Source organism: Burkholderia sp. E168m15 (genome assembly GCF_016586105.1).
Taxonomy (GTDB): Bacteria; Pseudomonadota; Gammaproteobacteria; order Burkholderiales; family Burkholderiaceae; genus Burkholderia; species Burkholderia orbicola.
On the sequence record NZ_BCPO01000190.1, the window covers coordinates 54,092 to 74,653 of the forward strand.

Genomic DNA, 20,562 nt, shown 5'->3' on the forward strand with positions numbered 1-20,562 from the left:
GCACCCTTCATTTCAGGAGCATTCGATGCGAACGTCACAACAGTCCTACATTGACGGCCAGTGGCTCGATCCGGCCGACGCGCGATCGATCGACGTGATCGACCCGGCCACCGCGCGGCCGTATGCGCGGCTCGCGATCGGCGGCGCGGCCGATGTCGATCGCGCGGTCGGCGCGGCGAGGCAGGCCTTCGACACGTATTCGCGCTGGTCGGTGGACGAGCGCGTCGCGCTGCTGACTCGCGTCCTCGACATCTACCAGCGTCGCTACGAAGAAGTCGCGCAGACGATCAGCCAGGAGATGGGCGCGCCGATCGCGTTCGCGCGGGCAATGCAGGCCGCGGTCGGCACCGCGCATCTCGAACAGACGATCCGCGCGCTGCAGTCGTTCCGCTTCAGCACGCAGACCGGTTCGCTGCTGGTATCGCACGAGCCGATCGGCGTGTGCGCGCTGATCACGCCGTGGAACTGGCCGATCAACCAGATCGTGTGCAAGGTCGCGCCGGCGCTCGCGGCCGGCTGCACGATGGTGCTCAAGCCGAGCGAAATCGCGCCGTTCAGCGCGATCCTGTTCGCGGAGATCCTGCACGAAGCGGGCGTGCCGCGCGGTGTGTTCAACCTCGTGCATGGCTACGGGCATGAAGTGGGCGACGCGCTGTCGCGGCATCCGGAGGTCGACATGGTGTCGTTCACGGGTTCGACGCGCGCGGGCGTCGAGGTCGCGAAGGCGGCGGCCGATACCGTGAAGCGCGTGCACCAGGAGCTCGGCAGCAAGAGCCCGAACCTGATCCTGCCCGATGCGGACATCGAGGATGCCGTCACACGCGGCGCGCGTAGCTGCTTCAGCAACAGCGGCCAGTCGTGCAACGCGCCGACGCGCATGCTCGTGCACGTCGATCATCTGGCGCGGGCCGAGCAGGCGGCGCGCCGGGAAGCGGAACGCACCGTCGTCGGCGATCCGCGATCGACGGAAACCGGCATCGGGCCGGTGGTCAGCCGCACGCAGTTCGATCGCATCCAGCATTTCATCCGGCTCGGGATCGAGGAAGGCGCGACGCTCGTCGCCGGCGGCCCCGGCCGGCCGGAGGGGCTGACGGACGGGTTCTACGTGCGGCCGACGGTGTTTTCGAACGTCACGCCGGGCATGACGATCGCAACCGAGGAAATCTTCGGGCCGGTATTGGCGATCATGACCTACCGGACCGAGGACGAGGCCGTCGCGCTCGCGAACGATTCGGTCTACGGGCTCGCGGCCTACGTGCAGTCGACGGACCTCGAACGCGCACGCCGGATCGCGGCGCGGTTGCGCGTCGGCAACGTCCACATCAACTACCCGGCATGGAACCCGGCCGCGCCGTTCGGCGGCTACAAGCGCTCGGGCAACGGGCGCGAATACGCGGAGTTCGGCCTCGTCGAGTATCTGGAAACGAAGGGCACGACCGGGTACACGGAAGGCGACGCGCGATGACGATCTGATCGCCCGCGCGAACCGCACGGCGAGTGCATTCCTGCCGGTGCCGCGCGCGGCGCTCAGCGGCACCGGCCCGGCACATCGCGACACTCTGGCGCAGGAGAAGCCCTCGGGCCGCCGCGAAGCGGTCGGCCCTTGCAGCCCTCGACGCCACGCCGCATGTACCGCCGCTCAGCGTTCTTCCGGGTCCGCCGCGGCCGTACCGGATTCGGCGACGGGTGCGGCGGCGGCCCGCCGGCGGATCTCGGAATCGAGGATCAGCCGCCCGCGCAGCTTGCCTTTCATCCGCTTCACATGCTTGGGCGCTTCGGTCATGTGCTCGACCATCAGCGCACGGACGCGTTCGACATCGCGCTCGCGCGCGGCCTGCAGGATCGCCTTGTGGATCGACACGTTCGCTTCGCCGAAGCGCTTGTGCTCGGCGAGCGGCGTATCGTTCCGGAACTCGATCAATTGCCGGATCATCTCGTTGATCAGTTCGCAACTGAAGCGCAGGAACGGATTGGGATTCGCGGCCGCGAGGATGTCGTGGAACGTCGTGTCCTCCTGCCGCTGACGCAGCATGTGGCCGCGATCGTGCACGCCCGACCCGCCGTCGCAGCACGCGATGTTGGATTCCAGCGCCGCGAAGTCGCGCTCGGTCAGGTGCGGCACGGCGCCGGCAGCGAGCTCGGGTTCGAGCAGCTTGCGCACCGTATAGATGTCGTCGATCGTCACGTCCTTGAAGAACAGGTAGTTCTGCAGCAGCTGAAGCGTGCGGTCGAGCGGCACCTCGACGACCATCCCGCCGCCCGACGGCCCTGTCGTGACCTTGATGAGCCCCTGCACCTCGAGCGATTTCAGCGCCTCCCGGATCGTGCTCTTGCTCACCGCATAGAGCTGCTGCAGCTCGGCCTCGCGCGGCAGGCGGTCGCCCGGCTTCAGGTCCTTCTCGGTGATCAGCCGCTTGATCTCCTCGGCGACGAGGTCGGCCCGCTTCGGCTGCTTGATTTCGACCGCGAGGCCCGCCCTGGCTCGGTCCATGACCATCTTCACGACTCCTTTGTCTGACCGCGCGCCCGCGTCATCGTCGACGATCGGTCCCGGCGCGGGTACGGAATTTTGCCTGATTGACACCAATTTTGATCAACTCTAGCATCAGGTTCATTCTATTTATCATGATAAATAGGATCAACCGGCGGCGCGCATCGAAGAGTGGCGTGGGCACGGTTTGGCAGTCGGTCGTATCGCGTGTGTCCCCCTCATGAGGAGCGTCAACTTGAATCGCCGAGAACTGTTGAAACTGGCCGCGCTGTCGGCCGTGCCGGGCGCGCTCGGCAGCATGTCGTCCCGGGTCGCGTTCGCGCAGGGCGCGCCCATCCAGCTTGCCTGCCCGGTGCCGATGTCCGGCCCGTTCGCCGCCAACGGCAAGTACGCCGATCTCGGCATGCAGCTCGCCGTCAAGCAATACGGCAAGGTGCTCGGCGCGCCGCTCGCCTATACGGCGCTCGACACCGAGGGCAAGCCCGCGACGGCCGTGCGGCGCGTGCAGGAGATCGCGCAGCAGAAGGGCGTGCGTTTCTTCGCGGGCGGCATCCTGTCGTCCGAATCGCTGGCGATGGGCAAGGAAGTCCAGAAGGCGGACGGCGTGTTCATCACGACGGCCGGCGCGGACGAGATCACCGGCAAGGACTGCAACGCGGCGACGTTCCGCTGGTCGGTGCCGACCTTCGGCGCGATCGAGCAGACGGTGCGCCCGTTGATCCAGATGCTGCCGAAGGCGAAGCGCTGGTACACGATCACGCCGCAATACGTGTTCGGCGACGGGCTGCTGTCGGCCGCGAAGGCGGTCTTCAAGGAGAAGGGCATCGAGCACGTCGGCAACAGCTATCACTCGCTCGCCGAAAAGGAGTTCAGCGGCTACCTGACGAACGCGGCGGCCGCGCAGCCGGACGTGCTGCTGATCCTGAACTTCGGCTCGCAATCGTCGGACACGCTGCGCCAGGCCGTCAGCTTCGGGATGAAGCGCAACTGCACGATCCTGCTCGCGTGGGCATCGGGCCTCGAGCAGTTCGAGGCGCTCGGGCCGGACATCTGCGACGGCGTGTATTTCGGCGCGCAATACTGGCACGGCATCGATTCGCCGCTGAACCGCGATCTCGTGAAGCGCGCGAACGCCGCGTTCAAGGCGAACCCGAACTACAGCCTCGCGGGCTCGTACATCTGCTCGAAGATCCTGATCGACGCGATGGTGAAGGCCGGCAGCGCCGATCCGAAGAAGGTCGTCGCGGCGATGGAAGGGATGAAGTACGACGGGCTCACGGGTCCGGAGGAAATCCGCAAGGGCGACCACCAGGTGCTGAAGAACTACTACCTGCTGAAGGGCAAGCCGAAGAGCCGGATGAAGAACGCGGACGACTATGCCGACATCGTCAGCTCCGGCCAGTCGTTCCTGCCGCTCGACAAGACGGGCTGCAAGCTCGCGTGACGCCGTGCATGCGTTCGCGGCGCCACGCGCGCCGCGGGCGTCCGTTACCTTCCTCTCCGACACGGAAGCCATGAACGTCTATCTGCTGCAGATCGTCAACGGCATCGGCGTGGGCATGCTGTATTTTCTGCTCGCCGTCGGCCTGTCGATCGTGTTCGGCCTGCTGCGCTTCGTGAATTTCGCTCACGGCGCGTTCTATCTGCTCGGCGCGTATCTTTGCTACCAGGCGCTGCAATGGTCGGCGAATTTCTGGGTCGCGCTCGCGGTCGTGCCGCTCGTCGTCGGCGCGTTCGCATGGATCGTCGAGAAGCTGGTGCTGCGCCACGTGTACGCGCAGCAGCACGAATTCCACATCCTCGCGACGGTCGGCCTCGCGCTCGTGCTGCAGGAGTGCGCGATCCTCGCGTGGGGCCCGCTCGGCGACAACGTGCCGCCGCCCGATGCGCTGAACGGCGTCGTGATCTGGGGCGGCTTCGTCTACCCGAAATACCGGCTGTTCGTGATCGGCTTCACGGCCGTGCTCGCCGCGTTGCTGTGGTGGGTACTCGAAGGTACCCGGCTCGGCAGTACGGTGCGCGCGGGCAGCGAGTCGACGGAGATGGTGTCGCTGCTCGGCATCAACGTGACGCGCGTGTTCAGCCTCGTGTTCGCGCTCGGCGCGGCGACGGCCGCGCTGGCCGGCGTGCTCGCCGCACCGATCCGCGGCGTCGATCCGTTCATGGGGATCGAGGCGCTCGGCGTCGCGTTCGTCGTGGTCGTCGTCGGCGGGATGGGGAATTTTCTCGGTGCGCTGGTCGGCGGGCTGCTGGTCGGCATCGTGCAGAGCCTGATGAGCACGCTGTGGCCGGAAGGCGCGCGATTGATGATCTACGTCGCAATGGCGGCCGTACTGCTGCTGCGTCCGAACGGTTTGCTGGGGAGGGCCGCATGATCGATTCGTCGAAACCGCTGACGCGCGGCGCGGCGGCGTCGCAACGCCCGCGGCCGTGGCGCGGCCTGCTGCAGCGGCCGGAAGGCTGGCTCGCGGTGGTCGCCGCGTGCGTGTTGCCGCTCGTGTTGAGTTCGGGCTCGCTCGCGACCGAAGTGCTGGTGTTCGCGCTCGCCGCGCTCGGCTGCAATCTGCTGCTCGGGTACACGGGCCTGCTGTCGTTCGGGCAGGGCATCTTCTTCGGGCTCGGCAGCTACGCGGCGGGGCTGGTGCTGACGCGCGGTGTCGCATCGGTGAGCGTCGCGCTGCTGGCGGCGGCGGTGCTCGGCGCCGTCGCGGCCGCACTCGTCGGCTGGTTCTCGATCCGGCAGCGCGGCACTTACTTCGTGATGCTGACGCTCGCGTTCGGGCAGTTGTTCTACTTCCTCGCGTATACGACGCCGGATGTGACGGGCGGCGACAACGGGCTGCTCGACATCCCGCGCCCCGCGCTCGCCGCGTTCGGGCATCCGCTCGTCGCGCTGGATTCGCCGTGGCGTTACTACGGCTTCGTCGCGGTGTTGTTCGTCGCGGTGTTCTGGCTGCTGCTGCGCGTGTCGCGCTCGGTGTTCGGCCGCACGCTGCTCGCGATTCGCGACAACGAGGCGCGCGCGGCGGCGGCCGGCTACGACGTGAAACGCTTCAAGCTCGCGGCGTTCGTGATCTCGGGCGCGGTCACGGGCCTGGCGGGCGCGCTGCACGCGCTGATGACGGGCATCGCGCCGCTGTCGAACATCGACTATCACACGAGTGAAATGATCCTCGTGATGACGGTGATCGGCGGCACGGGCAACCTGTTCGCGTCGGTGCTCGGCGCGGCGTTCTACGTGCTGTTCGCGGACTGGCTGTCGACGCTGTGGCCGCGCTGGCTGCTGCTGCTCGGCCTCGTGCTGATCGCGGTCAGCTTGTTCATGCAGCGCGGGTTGTGGGGGCTGGGCGAACGCATCGTGGCGTCGCTGCGGCGTGGCGATCGCACGGCGGTCACGGTCAAGGAGCGGCAATGAGCGAAGCGATTCTCGAAGCACGCGGCATCGTCAAGCGTTACGGCAAGTTCACCGCGCTGGGCGGCGTCGATCTGCGCATCATGCCGCGCACCGTGCATTCGGTGATCGGCCCGAACGGCGCGGGCAAGACGACGCTGTTCCATACGCTGACGGGCACGCTGCCGATCACGTCGGGCTCGATCCTGTTCGACGGCCACGACGTGTCGCACGAACCCGATCACAAGCGCGTGCGGCGCGGCATCGCACGCTCGTTCCAGGTGACGAGCCTGTTTCCGAACCTGAGCGTGCGCGAAAACCTGCGCGTCGCCGCACAGGGCGTCGAATCGCGGCGGGCGCTGAATCCGTGGACGCCGCCGCGCGGCGCGCTCGCGCATGACGGCATCGTCGACGACGTCCTCGAGCGGCTCGGCCTGCAGCGCTTCGCCGACACGGCGGCCGGCGTGCTGTCGCATGGCCAGCAACGCCGGCTCGAGGTCGGCATGGCGCTGGCGGCGCGGCCGCGCGCGATCTTCCTCGACGAGCCGACGTCGGGCATGGGCATCGACGATCTCGACGACATGACGGCGCTGATCCGCGGCCTGCGCGACGACTACACGGTCGTGCTGATCGAGCACAACATGGGCATCGTGATGGATATCTCGGACACGATCACGGTGATGCAGCAGGGGCGCGTGCTGGTCGAAGGCAAACCCGACGTGATTCGCGGCGACGCGCGCGTGCGCAGCGCGTATCTTGGCAACATGATCACCGGAGGCCGCGCATGATGCTCGACGTGAAGGAGGTGCACGCGTGCTACGGCAAGAGCCACGTGCTGCAGGGCATTTCGCTGAACGTGAACGAAGGCGAGACGGTGACGCTGCTCGGCCGCAACGGCGCGGGTAAATCGACGACGCTGAAGACGATCGCGGGCGTCGTCGCGCCGACCGGCGGCACGGTGACGTTCGCGGGCCGGCCGGTGGCCGGGCAGCCGGCGCACCGGATCGCCGCGGGCGGACTGTGCTTCGTGCCCGAGCATCGCGGGATTTTCCGGCTGCTGTCGGTCGAGGAAAACCTGCGGCTCGGCGCGCGCCGCGATTCGCCGTGGCAGCTCGACGATATCTACCGGATCTTTCCGCGCCTGAAGGAGCGCCGCCGCAACGGCGGCGCGCAGTTGTCGGGCGGCGAGCAGCAGATGCTCGCGATCGGCCGCGCGCTGATGAATCATCCGCGGCTGCTGATGCTCGACGAGCCGGTCGAGGGACTCGCGCCGGTGATCGTCGAGGAGATCGTCGAGCAGTTGAAGCGGATCAAGGCAGCCGGCGTCGCGATCCTGCTCGTCGAGCAGAACCTCGAAGTGTGCACGCAGCTCGCGGACCGCCACTTCGTGATCGAACAGGGCGTGATCGTCTACGAAGGCAGCAACGCGGCGTTCGCGGCCGATCATGACGTGAAGGACCGCTACCTGGGTGTCGGTGTCGCATGAGCGCCGTGCCCTTTCAATGCGAGGAATGGCAACGATGCAAGTACAGGATTTGACTCCGGGCGTCGCGGCGTCCGGCTTGCGCGTCGATGGCGCGCGGCTGTGGGACAGCCTGATGCGGCTCGCGCGGATCGGCGCGACCGACAAGGGCGGCGTGTGCCGCCTCGCGCTCACCGAACTCGATCGCGACGCGCGCGACCTGTTCGTCGCATGGGCGAAGGACATCGGTTGCACGGTGCGCGTCGATGCGATCGGCAATATCTTTGCGCGGCGCGCGGGCGAACGGGACGACCTGCCGCCCGTGACGACGGGCAGCCATATCGACACGCAGCCCACTGGCGGCAAGTTCGACGGCAACTACGGCGTGCTGGCCGGCCTCGAGGTGCTGCGTACGCTCGATGAAGCCGGGGTGCGCACGCGCGCGCCGCTCGAGGTGGCCGTCTGGACCAACGAGGAAGGGTCGCGCTTCGTGCCGGTGATGATGGGTTCCGGCGTGTTCGCGGGCGCGTTCACGCTCGACCATGCGCTCGCGCAATGCGACCGCGATGGCGTGTCGGTGCGCGATGCGCTGGCCGCGATCGGCTATGCGGGCAGTGCCGACGACGGGCACGGCGCGCATCCGGTCGGCGCGTATTTCGAAGCGCATATCGAGCAGGGGCCGGTGCTGGAAGCGCATGACACGACGATCGGCGTGGTCGAGGGGGCGCTCGGACAGCGCTGGTACGACGTGACCGTCCACGGAATGGAGGCGCATGCGGGCCCGACGCCGATGGAACTGCGGCGCGACGCGCTGCTGGTCGCAGCCGATCTCGTGCGTGCGGTGAACGGCATCGCGCGTGCGCATCCGCCGCACGGACGCGGCACGGTCGGCTGGGTCGACGTGCACCCGAATTCGCGCAACGTGATTCCCGGCCGCGTGACGTTGACCGTCGACCTGCGCGCGGCCGACGACGCGACGCTGGCGGCGATGGATGCGGAATTGCGTGCGGCATGCGCCGACCACGGCGCGGCGGCCGGGATGCGGATCGACATCGAGCCGGTCGTGTACTTTCCGCCGCAGCCGTTCGATCCGGCGCTGGTCGAGCAGATCCGCGCCGGCGCGAGCGCGCTCGGGCTGTCGTCGATGAACGTGATCAGCGGTGCGGGCCACGACGCGGTGTATCTCGCGCGCGTCGCGCCGACCGCGATGATCTTCGTGCCGTGCAAGGACGGCATCAGCCACAACGAGATCGAAGACGCGGATCCGGTTCATCTGGAAGCCGGCTGCAACGTGCTGCTGCATGCGATGCTGGCCGCGGCCGGGATCGCGGAGGGCCAAGCGCGATGAAGATCCTGATTGCCCGGATGAACCACGAGACCAACACGTTCTCGCCGGTGCCGACGCCGCTCGCCGCGTTCGGCCGCAACGGCCCCGACTGGGGCGACGACGCGTATCGCGCGAATCGCGGGATGCGTACCGCGATGGCGGCGTTCATCGACGCGGCCGAACGCGCGGGCGCGGACATCGTGACGCCCGTGTCGGCGGCTGCGAACCCCAGCGGGCCGGTCGCGGCCGACGCGTATGCGGCGATCTGCGATGCGATCGTCGCCGCGGCGCCGGGCTGCGACGCGGTGATGCTCGACCTGCATGGCGCGATGGTTGCCGAGCAGAGCGCGGACGGCGAGGGCGACCTGCTCGCGCGCGTGCGCGCGGCGCTGCCCGACGCGCCGATCGCGGTCGCGCTCGACCTGCACGCGAACGTCACGCAGAAGATGGTCGATCACGCGGACGTGATCGTCAGTTTCAAGACCTATCCACACGTCGACATGTACGAGACGGGCGAGCACGCGGCGCGGCTGCTGCTCGACCGGCTGCACGGCCGCGCGCGGCCCGTGCTCGCGTGGCGGCAGCCGCCGCTGATGACGTCGACGCTGCGCAGCGCGAGCGCGGAAGGCGCGATGCGGCGCGCGGTGGAGGCCGCGCGCGCGGCCGAGTCCGACGGGATGCTCGCGGTGTCGGTCCTGCCCGGCTTCTCGCTCGCGGATATTCCTGCACCGTGCATCAGTGTGGTCGTGGTGGCCGATGGCGACCGCGCCGCCGCCGACGCAGTGGCCGAGCGCATCGCGCGGCAGATCTGGGACGCGCGCGACGAATTCGTCTATCGCAGCGCGCCGCTCGCCGAATCGGTTGCGCAGGCCGCGGCGCTCGCACAGGGCGCGGACCGCCCCGTGCTGATGCTCGATCACGGCGACAACTGCATGTCGGGCGGCCCGTGCGACACGATGGACCTGCTCGAAGCCGCGCTCGCGCACGGGCTCGACGGAATCGTCAGCGGACCGTTGTGCGACCCGGACGCGGTCGCGGCGCTGATCGATGCGGGCGTCGGCGCCACCGTCACGGTGCCGGTCGGCAACCGGTTGCCGTCGCATGGCGGCGTGCGGCGCGAACCGTTTCGCGCGACGGGCATCGTGCGCGCGATCACCGACGGCGAATACGTGATCACCGGGCCGACGTATACCGGGCAGCGTGCGTACATGGGCCGCGCGGCCGTGCTCGACATCGGCACGGCCACGCTCGTCGTCACCGAGCGCACGCAGGAGCCGTGGGATCTCGGCGTGTTCGAGAGCGTGGGCGTCGATCCGCGCCGTGCGCGCTTCCTGCTGCTGAAGTCGCGGATGTATTGCCGGCCGGTATTCGTGCCGATTTCGTCCGCGCTGGTCGAATGCGACAGCCGCGGCGTGACGGGCTCGGACTACGGGCTGTTTCGCTACGAGCGGCTCGCGCGGCCGGTGTATCCGCTCGACGACATCGTCGAGTGGTCGTCGGACACGCGACGCACGGATTGACGGAACCGAAGCGGAACCGAACCGAACCGGAACGAGACGCCGGGTCGGCCCGCTTTCGGGCATCATGCGATGGCGCCGGCCCGTCGAGCAGCAGGGTCGGGCAATCCATTGCGTCCGCAACCGATCCGGAGAACCGACCGCCATGCATTCGAACCTTTTCCGCCAGCGCAGCGCGCGCCTGCTCGCCGCGCTGACCCTCGCCACGACGGCCGTTACCGTGCATGCCGCCGACTGGATCGTGTCCGGCAACGACGGCAAGTACCAGCGCGTCGAGGGCCGCGACACCTATTTGCCTTCCCCGCCCGCCGACACGCTCACGCTGCTCGATGCGAGTACCTTCCCGCCGAAGGTCGCGCTGCAGGTCGACGTCGAGAACGGCATCCAGGGGCCGCCGCAGGCCGTCGCGATCACGCCCGACGCGAAGCTTGCGCTGGTCGGCGCGCCGACGCGCTATGACACGGCCGCGAAGCAGCTCGTATTCGACACGTTTCTACAAGTCGTGAATCTCGACAGCGCACCGCCCGCGATCACGCGCATCGAGCTCGGCACGCATCCGCAAGGGATCGCGATCGATCGCTCGGGCCGGCTTGCGCTCGTCGCCAACGTCGACGGCCGCGTGTCGATCCTGCGCATCGACGGCACGCAGGTGACGCTCGAAGGCAACCTGAAAATCGGCAAGAAGCGGCTGGCCGGGATCAGCTTCACGCACGACGGCAGGCATGCGCTCGTGTCGCTGCGCGACGAGCAGGGCATCGCGGTGCTGAACGTCGACGACGGCAAGGTGACCGACAGCGGCACGCGTCTGAGCACGGGCGTCGCGCCTTACACGATCGACGTGTCGAGCGACAACCGCTGGGCCGTCGTCAGCAACGTCGGGCTCGCCGGGCTACCGGGTTACACCGGCACGCTGGCGGGCGACGCCGATTCGGTCGCGCTGATCGACGTGTCGCGCGTGCCGTTCCGCACGGTTCAGTACCTGACGGTGCCGTCGCTGCCGGAAGGCGTCGCGATTTCGCCGAACGGCAAGTGGATCGCCGTGCAGGCGATGGACGGCTCGAACCTCACGGCCGACAACCCGGGCCGCCACAAGATCGGCAAGGTGCTGCTGTTCGAGATCCGCGACGGGCGGGCCGTGAAGGTGAACGAGGTGCCGGGCGGCGAAGCCGCGCAGGGCATCGTGTTTACCGCGGACAGCCGGCACGTGATCGTGCAATTCAACGTCGAACGGCAGCTTGCGCTGTATGCGGTGGAAGGCGGCAAGCTGCGCGATACGGGCAAGCGGATCGCGCTGACGGGCGGGCCGTCTTCGTTGAGGACGTTGCCGCGCTGACGCGTCGTCGGACGCTTCGTGTATTCGTTCGTATCCCTGAGTGAAAACGGCACCCGGTTTCTTCGGGTGCCCGTCGAGACCCCTCCTTTCCAGTCTGGTTGCAACGCAACAAGCCTCGGCAATTTGTACCCAAAGCCACTTAACTCCCATTTGTTTAGTTAAACAAACTGAAAATTCGGGAAACTTCTTGTGGTGAATAAACAGTCGTTGCGGCACTGTAGGCCCGCGGGAACGGCGCCGATGGTCCGAGGTAAATCGCGGGCCGCGCGATAGCGCGCCGGATATTCACAAGCGGAAGTCCGTGCGACGCCGATGGGAGACCAGCCGGCGTCGCGCCGCGCAAGGCGGCAAGCCTGACGTCCCGCCGGAACATCGTCGATGCAGGATGACTCGTTTAATTAACGGTGCTAAACGAAAAATGAAAAATACACGACTCTTGATCGTCGCTGCGCTGACGGGTGCGGCGCTCGCCGCGTGTGGCGGCGATGACGTGAACAGCCCGTCGATCGCCGGCAGCGGCGGCACCCCCGGTAATGGCGGCACGGACGGGCCATCGACATCGGGGCCATCGCAGCCCGGGCAGCCATCACAACCCGGCCAACCGTCCACGCCCGCGCGCACCAACATGCAGCTGACGCAGTTCGTCAACCCGCTGATCGGCACGCAGGTCAACAATGACTCCGGCTACGGGGGCAACGTGAACCCGGGCGCCACCGTGCCGTTCGGAATGGTGGATTTCGGTCCGAACACACCGCGCTACAACTTCAACGGCTCGGGCGGCTACCTGTCGTCGGGTGGGTCGGGCGGCACGATCGACTTCTTCAGCGTCACGCATCTGAGCGGCGTCGGCTGTCCGGGGCAGGGCGCGGTCGCGATGCTGCCCACCGACGGGGCGAACGCCATCGCGCCGGGCGGCAGGCCGACCGGTATCGCATACAGCTATTCGGAAGAAGTGGCTCAACCGGGCTACTACAAGGTACGCCTCGCGAGTGGCATCACGACGGAGCTGAGCGCGACCGCGCGCGCCGGCCTCGCGCGCTTTACGTACACGGACAAGGACAAGGGTTTCTTCTCGGTCGATGCGAAGCTGAACGGCAACAGCGATTCGAGCCGCACGAGCATCACCGCGAACAACGTGGCGCTTGCGATCGCCGGCGACGGCAAGTCGATGAGCGGGCAGGCGGTCGCGCCGGCGTTCTGCACGCCGTACGGCACAATCTGGAACGCTCCGGTGTACTTCTATGCGACCTTCGACAAGCCGCTGCGCAAGCAAACCGGTACGTCGTCGGTGAATACCGCGAGCAACGGCGCCGCGACGCTGCAGTTCGACCTGACCGATGACGACAGGACCGTCACCGTGAAGGTCGGCATCTCGTCCGTCAGCGTGTCGAACGCACAGGCCAACCTCGCGGCCGAGGGTGAAAAACTCGCGTTCGACGATGCGCGTGCGAAGGCATCGGCGGCGTGGAACGACCGGCTCAATACGATCCAGATCGATCAGGCGAAGGACCCGGCTGCGCTGAACGCCACGCAGAAGGCGAACCTCACGAAGTTCTATACGGCGCTGTATCACGTATTCAGCGCGCCGACGCTCTATAGCGACACGAATGGCGAGTTCCGCAGCATGCGTCAGCCGAGGAACGCGAACGGCAGCTATCCGACCTCGGTCGACCGGACCGGCACCGTCCCGCAGCGTGCCACCGCGAACGTGAAGGACTACGCGTACAAACGTCCCGACGGCTCGCAAGGCGGCGGCGCCAATCACTACACGGGCTTCTCGCTGTGGGATACGTACCGGTCGCAGGCGCAACTGCTGGCATTGCTTGCCCCGCGGGAAGCGAGCGACATGATGCAGTCGCTCGTCGTCGACGGGCTGCAATGCGGCGCGTTCCCGCACTGGGTCGACGGCAGCGACGATTCGACGCCGATGGCGGGCGACAACGCACTGAACGTGATTGCCGGTTCCTACAAGTTCGGCGCGACCGACTTCGACCTGGTGTCGGCCGCACGGCTGACGAAGCAGTCGGTGTTCGATCCGTCGAGCGCGTGCAACGACCGCGCGAGTGCGCCCGGGCTCGCCAACTTCCTGACGGCCCATTACCTGTCGCAGAGCGACGACGGCCATTCGTCGTCCGCGACCATCGAGCGCGTGCTGAGCGACCGCTCCGCGGCCGCGTTCCTGCAGGCGCTGCCTGCCGGCGTGCTGAACGCGCCGTCGGTCGGCGTGACGGCGGACAACATCGGCACGCTGTATACGCGTGCGTCGTGGTGGCGCAACATCTTCGACTACCCGAACAAGGTGATCGCCGCGCGCAACGCGCCGCCGGCCGGGGCGGCGCCCGGCACGCTGGGCACGCTCGTGCAGGGCGCGTTCCATGAATCGACGGAGCCGAACTACTTCTGGACCTTCGCGCAGGACTGGTCCGCGCTGATCGACGCGATCGGCGGCAAGCAGGCGGCCGTCGCGCGGCTGAACAAGCTGTTCTCGATCACGACGCCGTATTCGACCGTGCCGACCGCCGGCAGCCTGAACGGCGGCGAATCGTCGAATGGCCTCTACATCGGCAACGAACCGTCGTTCCAGTCGCCGTGGGGCTACAACTGGGCCGGGCAACCGAGCGGGGCGCAGTACATCCTGCCGATCATCATGGCGCAGACGTTCGGCACCGGCCGCGACGGCCTGCCGGGCAACGACGACATGGGCGCGACGTCGAGCTGGTACGTGTGGGCGACGCTCGGCATGTTCCCGGTGATTCCGTCGGAAGCCGGTCTTGCGTTGTCGACGCCGCAGTTCAGCGGGATCACGGTCTGGCTCGGCAACGGCAAGACGCTGCGACTCGAAAGCGACAAGCAGGTCGCGGCCGACGATACCGGCCATGCCGCGTTCCCGTACATCCAGTCGCTGAAGGTCAACGGCACGGACTACGCGGGCTCGTGGCTACCGCTGGGCAAGATCGCCAATGGCGGCACGATGAGCTATGCGCTGTCCGCCACGCCGACGCAATGGGCGGCCGCCGACAACCTGACGCCGCCATCCGGGCCGAATGCGGACTACACGCAGATGACGGCGGGCGGTGCGTCAACCGCGATGCGCATGCAGCACCAGGGCGGCGTGCGATGAACGCAAGGGTGCGCGCGGGGCGCCGCGCTGCGCGCATCCGTCGAGCGCGTCGCAGCGCTTCAAGGATTGAAGGCACTGGCGAACCTGCGACGCACGCACGAGGATGCGTGCGACAAGAGGCACCCGGTACGGCCGCGCACTTACGGACGCAGCAGATCGAATCCGCCGAACACCACGACACCGCTGAGCACGATCATCGCGACGGAGTGCTGGCCGAAGTAGAGAATCGCGGCGGCGAGCCACGTCGTGATGCAGAAGGCGCCGATGCGGGCCATCGTGTGTTCCTCGAATGCGTGATGAGGTGAATGTGTGCCGCGCGGCGTTCGCCGCTCGAGCGGGCGAGCGGAGTACGCATGCGGACGGAAACGGCAACTCGGGAAGCCGCGATCGCGGCGCCGGCCCATGTCGCATGCCGCGCGCAACGGGGGCCGGGAGTCGAAGCCGGCGGCTTCGCGGTCGAGCACGGGAAGGCGCTCGACATGCGTAGCCAGCCGGCGAAGCGGCGATTTTACCAGCGCCGTCATGCCGCCCATCTGGCCCTTTCCCGATCCATTGTGCTCATCGCACGGCAATCCACCCGGCCCCGATATTCAAGTTTCGTGTGACGAATGCCGTAAACGAACTGGAAGGCGATTTTCGCCCTGTCACTTCGTTTACCGACATACGGACCGACACGATGCAGATCGATTTCTCCCCGACCGCGCGATCCCCGCTCGCGGATAGCGGCGTGGTCGCGAACCCGTCCGCCGCGACGTCGCCCACCGGCGCAACGAATGCCGCGAGCGCGACGGGCACGGACGGCACCACGGGCGCGACCGGCACGACGGGTGCGACCGGCACGACCAGCCCCTCCGGCGCGAAGGATTCGGCCGGCGCCACCGGCGAAACGCTCGGTGCGGCGGGCGCATCATCGGAAGACCCGGCGGTCGCCCAGTTGAAGGCGCTGATCGAGCGGCTGCAGAAGCAGCTCGCGACGCTGGAGCGGCAGATGGCCATCGCCGCCCAGCGTGCGAAGGACGACCCGACTGCGGCCGTCGAACAGCAGTCGCTGAGCGCGGAAGCCAGTGCGATTTCGGCCGCGCTCGCGACGGCGATCTCGCAACTCGCCGCGGCACTCGAGAAATCCGGCGGCTCGCCGTCGGGCGGACTGGTGTCGACGCAGGCCTGAGGGGCCACGACCTCATCGGCTGCCCGCATTACAATCGCAAGCTCGTCTCCTTCTCAAGGATGGCTGAACGATGAATGCGGAACTCGACGACGACGAACTCGTTCGCTTCGATGCGCACGGCGGCACGCCGCTGCCGGCAGCCGACGCCGAAGGGTGGCTCGACCACGACGGCGCGCGCATCTGGCACGCGTCGTTCGGCCGGGGGCCGGCGGTCGTGCTGCTGCACGGCGGCCTCGGCCACGGCGGCAACTGGGGCAACCAGGTGCCGGCACTGCTCGCGGCCGGCTACCGCGCGATCGTGATCGACAGCCGCGGCCACGGCCGCAGCACGCGCGACGACCGCCCTTACTCCTACGAACGCATGGCATCGGACGTGCTGGCCGTCCTCGACGCGCTGCAGGTCGATCGTGCGCGCTTCGTCGGCTGGAGTGACGGCGCATGCATCGCACTCGTGCTGGCCGCGCGCGCACCGGAACGCGCGGCCGGCGTGTTCTTCTTCGCCTGCAACATGGATCCGGGCGGCACGAAGGAGATGGCGTCGAGCCCGCTGATCGACCGCTGTTTCGCGCGGCATCGCAAGGACTATGCGCAACTGTCCGCGACACCGGAGCAGTTCGACGCGTTCGTCGCGGCCGTCAGCGAAATGATGCGCACGCAACCGAATTACACCGCGCAGGATCTCGCGGCGATCGCCGTGCCGGTCGCGATCGTGCAGGGCGAGCACGACGAATTCATCCGGCCCGAGCATGCGGCGTACCTCGCGCGCACGATCCCCGGCGCGACGTTGACGATCCTGCCCGGCGTGAGTCATTTCGCACCGCTGCAGCGGCCCGCGCGGTTCAACGCGGCGATGCTGGCGTTTCTCGCCCGGCTGCCGGGATGATGCACGCACGGCCCGCCGGCGAGCGGGCGCGTGCGTCGGTGCGGGTTCAGACCATCGCGTTGTCGGCGCCCGGAATCTCGTGCGCCTTGATCTGCTTGCGCTGCAGCTTGTAGCGCAGCTTCCCGAGCATGCCGTCTTCGTGGCTGACACGCGTGATGTTCAGCACGTATTCGTCGTCCGGTGCGATGGCGTGCGCGCCCATGATCCATCGCACGCTTTCGCGATAGTCGTACAGCGACTTGTCGTTGATGTCGGCAAGGAAGAACGACAGCGCGGCCATCGCGGCCGGGTGACCGCCTTCGGCATGTCGGCGCAGTTCGTCGACGTAGCGATGGCGCGACGGATAGTCCTCGATGTCGCCGATGAACATCAGCATGCACTCGAGGCCGTCCGTATGCCCCATCTCGTGCGCCTTGCGTGCGGCCTCGACGGCCTCGGTCTGCATGCGCACGCGTTCGGCACGGTCCGTGCTGGTCTGCCCGATGTGATGGTACGTGTAGCCGAGCCGGTACGCTGCCATGTTGCCGCCGGCCTCCATCGATTCGCGGAAGTAGTGGGCGGCGCGGTACGGGTCGGCCTCGACATGCATGCCTTCCTTGTAGAAGCAGCCGAGCAGGTAGTCGCACGAATCGCCGCCGGCCTCGTAGCCGAGCTGGCAGATGGCGAGGGCATCGGCGGGGCGCCGGTTTTCATACTCGAACGCGGTGGCGATCTGGTTCCATGCGAGCGAGCCGGGCTCGCTCTCGCGCGCGGCTTCGAGCCAGGCGTCGCCGCGCGCGTCGTCCTGGGCGAAGCCGAACGTGCCGGTGCGATGGGCATAGCCGCGCAGGATCATCGCCGACGTGCACGCGCGTGCGTCCGATGCACGTTCGATCGCGCGGGGCAGCCAGCCGCCCTCGGGATCGAGGCCGAGCGCCAGCCGCAAACCCATCGCCATGGCGCGGTTGTCGTCGATCGGCTCGTTGCGTTCGGCTTCCTGCAGCCGCGCGTAGGCCTGTTCGTACTCGCTGCGCTTGAAATGGCTGTACGCGAGCCAGTGCAGCGTCTCCCAGCGGTGGTACGGATGCAGCGCGGCCTGCGCACGCGCGAGCGTCGCGGTCATCGCGCGGCGTGCGTCGTCTTCGTCGTCATCCGCATCGAGCGTGTTGCCGGCGTAGTCGTCGCGCCAGATCTCGTGCAGCAGCCGGTCCTTCTCGACCGCATCGAGGTGCGCGCACGCGTCGGACGCGACGAACGCGCGGATGTGATCGTGCGAGCCGCCCCAGCGCGGCTGCATGTACCAGATGAACGTGCGCATCGGGAAGAACAGCGTCGGGTGGATGTGCAGCGTCGCCTCCATCCAGTACCACTTTTCCTTGCGCAGCTTCTTGCCCTGGACGGCGCCGGGCAGCGCGTCCGGAAATTCCGGCGGGCAGGCGGCCGGCACGTCGGGATTCAGTCCCGAACGCGCGAACATATGCTGCAGTTCGGCGCGCGTGGCTTCGTCCTCGGCGCCGGCGTTCAGGTGCAACTCGGTGACGGGCCAGCGGCGCTCGCGCACGAGCTGCGCGAGCCACTCGGGTTCGCCGAACGACGACACGCTCGTGAAGATCACCATCGGCGCGCTCCACATCGTCGGCGCGAGCACCAGCGCGCGCAGCGCGGCGACGAGCGTCAGCGTCGCGCATGCATGCGCGCCGATCCAGCCGGCTTCGGTCACCGTTTCGGCCCAGCCGCTGCCGCGGTACTCGTAGGCCCAGTGATGCCAGTAGTGCGCTTCGCACAGCCACGCGTGCGCGGAGCGCGGGTTCGCGGCCTGCCACGCGCGCAGGCGCGCGAGGCCTTCGGCGCCGGCGTCGATGCACGGCTGCACGTCGGCCGGCAGCGCGTCGACGTACCGCGCTTCGGCGGTGCGATCGGCGAAGCTGGCGGCGAGCGCGGCATCGAGTTGCGCGTCGAGCGCGGCATGGTCGCCCGCGCGCAGCAGCGCGTCGACGTCGCAAATATGCCAGCGGGATGTCGCGGGCGGAATCAGGTCGGCGGAAGCGGAGGACATGTCGGTATCGGCGGTCATGACGAAACGGGTTGGGGATCGAAGATGCGGTAGCGCTTCCACGGCAGCGCAAGCCAGTTTCCGGACGGATTGCGCAGGTACTCGCGCACTTCCTGCGTGGCGCGCGACGACGCGGGGCCGTCCTGGCCGCTGCCGCGCAGCCATTGCTGGCGCGCCCGCGCATACGCGAGCCCGAAATCTTCCCAGCTGTCGAAGCTGTCCTGCGCGCGCTGCGCATTGAGCAGCAGCACGACCCACGCGTGCTGTTCGGACGCCCAGCCGAGCAGCGCGATGCAGCGCACGAGAAACGCGGTGCGCGCGCAGTCGAACGCGAGTGCGTCGCGCACGCGCCCGAGCGCGGCGAGTTGTTCGTAGAAGCCGTCGTGCGAGCGACCGACGCCGCGAATCCAGCCCGCGAGGATCGACGGCACGCGCTGCACGATTTGCCACTCGGGCAGGTCGGCCGGCAGGTCGAGTTCGCGCCGCAGCTGGCGCGCGAGCTGTTCGCGCTGCGAGTCCGGCAGCGCATAGACGAGGTCGTCGCAATCGCAGCGCAGCCCGTTGCGGATCAGCAGGATGTCGGCCAGCGCGAGCGCCCAGCGGCGGCGGTTCGGCGGCGCCTGCTCGGCCTGCGCATGCGCGAGCCGGACGGCCGTGGTTTGCCGCACAGGCACCGCGCTATCGGCGCCCGCGGCCTGGTCGGCGTCGACTTCGCGCACCAGCCGCGCGGCGACCCGGAACGAGCGCCATACGTACCACACGAGCCAAAGCGCGACCGCGCCAAGCAGCAGTTTCAGCATGACGGGCTCCCGTCCGCCGGCGCGGGCAACGCGAATGTCGCGCACAGCGCGGGATCGATCGCGATGCCTTCGATCTCGAATGCGGCCGTGGCCGGCGGTGCGTCGGGGGCACGCGCGGCGGGCAGCGCATCGGCCGGCAACGCATGGCGCGCGGCCGCCGCGACGGCCGGATCGATCTGCCGCAACTGGCCGAGCGCATAGGGTGCATTGCGCAGCAGCAGCCATTGCAGCACGGCCGGCGGTTGCTCGAAATGCTCGATCAGGTGGAAGTTGGCGCTCATCACGCTCAGCAGATGGTCGGGCGAGCGCACGTCGGTGACGAAGGTCCAGGCGCCGGTGGCCGCGCCCGGTGCATCCGGCTCGAACACGAGGCCCATGCCCTCGCAATCGGGGTGACGCTCGCCGCGCGGCGCGAGCGCGCGCAGGAACTGGCGGACGTCGTCGGCATAGCGGCGCACCGGATGGCGATTCTGCTTGCCCTTGATCTGGTCGATGCGCAGGCCGTCGCCGCTCGCTTGCAGACTGATCGTCACGTGCGGCTGGTTGCCCGCGCCGCGCAGCGTGAACAGGCGCAGTCGGCCGTCCCGCGCGGCTTGCGCGTACTGCTCGCCGTAGCCGCCGCGCAGCCGTCGGCGATCGGCGAACTGGCCGAGGCAGTGCTGCATGTAGTACGACTCGTACGCGAGCTCCTCACGCAGCGCCGCATGATCGCCGACGAATTCGAACACGATCCCGTTCGGCGTACGCAGTACCTCGCGCAACGCGAGGCCGCTACTCGGCACCCAGCCCTTGTCACGGCGTGCCTGCATCCGCTGGTGCTCGCGTTCCCACATGTCGAGCGCCATCGCACAGGTGATGCGCTGCAGTTTCTGCGCGAGCCGCGTGCCGGCGCGCGAGCGCAGGAATTCGACCAGCACGCGTTCGCGGTCGATCAGCAGCATGTGCTCGGGATCGATGAAGTAGAGCGGCGCCGGCTCGGCGGCGGGCGGCAGCGCCGCGTCGGCCGCCGGGCCGGAGGCCGGGGATGCCGCTGAGGT

The 20,562-nt window shown here is 68.3% G+C and carries 17 protein-coding genes; 12 read left to right on the top strand and 5 right to left on the bottom strand.

Features of this window, described 5'->3' with window-relative positions; all coding sequences use genetic code 11:
* The first annotated feature begins 25 nt into the window (after positions 1-25).
* Entirely contained in the window at positions 26-1,465 is a 1,440-nt protein-coding gene (locus tag JMF86_RS30175) for an aldehyde dehydrogenase family protein (protein WP_201317243.1), read from the top strand.
* A gap of 174 nt (positions 1,466-1,639) precedes the next feature.
* Here JMF86_RS30175 and JMF86_RS30180 read toward each other — a convergent pair whose 3' ends face one another.
* Positions 1,640-2,497, bottom strand: coding sequence for a FadR/GntR family transcriptional regulator (locus tag JMF86_RS30180; protein ID WP_011549274.1), 858 nt, complete (start codon positions 2,495-2,497; stop codon positions 1,640-1,642).
* Between the two features lie 229 nt (positions 2,498-2,726).
* Between JMF86_RS30180 and JMF86_RS30185 the strand changes: the two genes are divergently transcribed.
* The 9 genes from JMF86_RS30185 to JMF86_RS30225 all read left to right on the top strand — a co-directional run bounded on the left by JMF86_RS30185 (position 2,727) and on the right by JMF86_RS30225 (position 14,642).
* Positions 2,727-3,935: an ABC transporter substrate-binding protein gene (locus JMF86_RS30185; RefSeq protein ID WP_023476392.1), complete on the top strand. Its 1,209-nt coding sequence runs from the start codon at positions 2,727-2,729 to the stop codon at positions 3,933-3,935.
* A gap of 70 nt (positions 3,936-4,005) precedes the next feature.
* Entirely contained in the window at positions 4,006-4,866 is an 861-nt protein-coding gene (locus tag JMF86_RS30190; RefSeq protein ID WP_027792118.1) for a branched-chain amino acid ABC transporter permease, read from the top strand.
* On the top strand, positions 4,863-5,906 hold the full coding sequence (locus JMF86_RS30195; protein ID WP_201317244.1) for a branched-chain amino acid ABC transporter permease: 1,044 nt from the start codon (positions 4,863-4,865) through the stop codon (positions 5,904-5,906). Before JMF86_RS30190 ends, JMF86_RS30195 begins: the two co-directional genes overlap by 4 nt.
* Positions 5,903-6,670 carry an ABC transporter ATP-binding protein gene (locus tag JMF86_RS30200; protein ID WP_201317245.1) on the top strand — a complete coding sequence of 256 codons (768 nt, stop codon included), beginning with the start codon at positions 5,903-5,905 and terminating at the stop codon, positions 6,668-6,670. The genes JMF86_RS30195 and JMF86_RS30200 overlap by 4 nt, the downstream gene beginning before the upstream one ends.
* Entirely contained in the window at positions 6,667-7,368 is a 702-nt protein-coding gene (locus JMF86_RS30205; protein WP_006481111.1) for an ABC transporter ATP-binding protein, read from the top strand. Before JMF86_RS30200 ends, JMF86_RS30205 begins: the two co-directional genes overlap by 4 nt.
* 34 nt (positions 7,369-7,402) lie before the next feature.
* Entirely contained in the window at positions 7,403-8,692 is a 1,290-nt protein-coding gene (locus JMF86_RS30210; RefSeq protein WP_201317246.1) for a Zn-dependent hydrolase, read from the top strand.
* Positions 8,689-10,191: a M81 family metallopeptidase gene (locus tag JMF86_RS30215; protein ID WP_201317247.1), complete on the top strand. Its 1,503-nt coding sequence runs from the start codon at positions 8,689-8,691 to the stop codon at positions 10,189-10,191. Before JMF86_RS30210 ends, JMF86_RS30215 begins: the two co-directional genes overlap by 4 nt.
* 142 nt (positions 10,192-10,333) lie before the next feature.
* Positions 10,334-11,521 carry a YncE family protein gene (locus JMF86_RS30220; RefSeq protein WP_054928545.1) on the top strand — a complete coding sequence of 396 codons (1,188 nt, stop codon included), beginning with the start codon at positions 10,334-10,336 and terminating at the stop codon, positions 11,519-11,521.
* A gap of 418 nt (positions 11,522-11,939) precedes the next feature.
* A complete protein-coding gene (locus tag JMF86_RS30225; protein ID WP_236593037.1) occupies positions 11,940-14,642 on the top strand; it encodes a glycoside hydrolase domain-containing protein in 2,703 nt (900 codons plus the stop codon).
* A 140-nt stretch (positions 14,643-14,782) separates the two neighbouring features.
* Here the strand turns inward: JMF86_RS30225 and JMF86_RS30230 are convergent, their stop codons facing one another.
* Entirely contained in the window at positions 14,783-15,175 is a 393-nt protein-coding gene (locus JMF86_RS30230) for a hypothetical protein (protein ID WP_197285623.1), read from the bottom strand.
* A gap of 143 nt (positions 15,176-15,318) precedes the next feature.
* On the opposite strand from JMF86_RS30230, the gene JMF86_RS30235 reads away from it, so the two are divergent.
* Positions 15,319-15,810 carry a hypothetical protein gene (locus JMF86_RS30235; RefSeq protein ID WP_200161151.1) on the top strand — a complete coding sequence of 164 codons (492 nt, stop codon included), beginning with the start codon at positions 15,319-15,321 and terminating at the stop codon, positions 15,808-15,810.
* A 70-nt stretch (positions 15,811-15,880) separates the two neighbouring features.
* Positions 15,881-16,693: an alpha/beta fold hydrolase gene (locus JMF86_RS30240; protein WP_201317248.1), complete on the top strand. Its 813-nt coding sequence runs from the start codon at positions 15,881-15,883 to the stop codon at positions 16,691-16,693.
* Between the two features lie 46 nt (positions 16,694-16,739).
* Here the strand turns inward: JMF86_RS30240 and JMF86_RS30245 are convergent, their stop codons facing one another.
* The 3 genes from JMF86_RS30245 to JMF86_RS30255 all read right to left on the bottom strand — a co-directional run.
* A complete protein-coding gene (locus JMF86_RS30245; protein WP_236593038.1) occupies positions 16,740-18,728 on the bottom strand; it encodes a DUF4034 domain-containing protein in 1,989 nt (662 codons plus the stop codon).
* Between the two features lie 14 nt (positions 18,729-18,742).
* Positions 18,743-19,525: a DUF1266 domain-containing protein gene (locus JMF86_RS30250; RefSeq protein WP_175875595.1), complete on the bottom strand. Its 783-nt coding sequence runs from the start codon at positions 19,523-19,525 to the stop codon at positions 18,743-18,745.
* A partial coding sequence (locus JMF86_RS30255; RefSeq protein WP_201317250.1) for a hypothetical protein occupies positions 19,519-20,562 on the bottom strand: 1,044 nt, incomplete at its 5' end. The genes JMF86_RS30250 and JMF86_RS30255, both read right to left, overlap by 7 nt.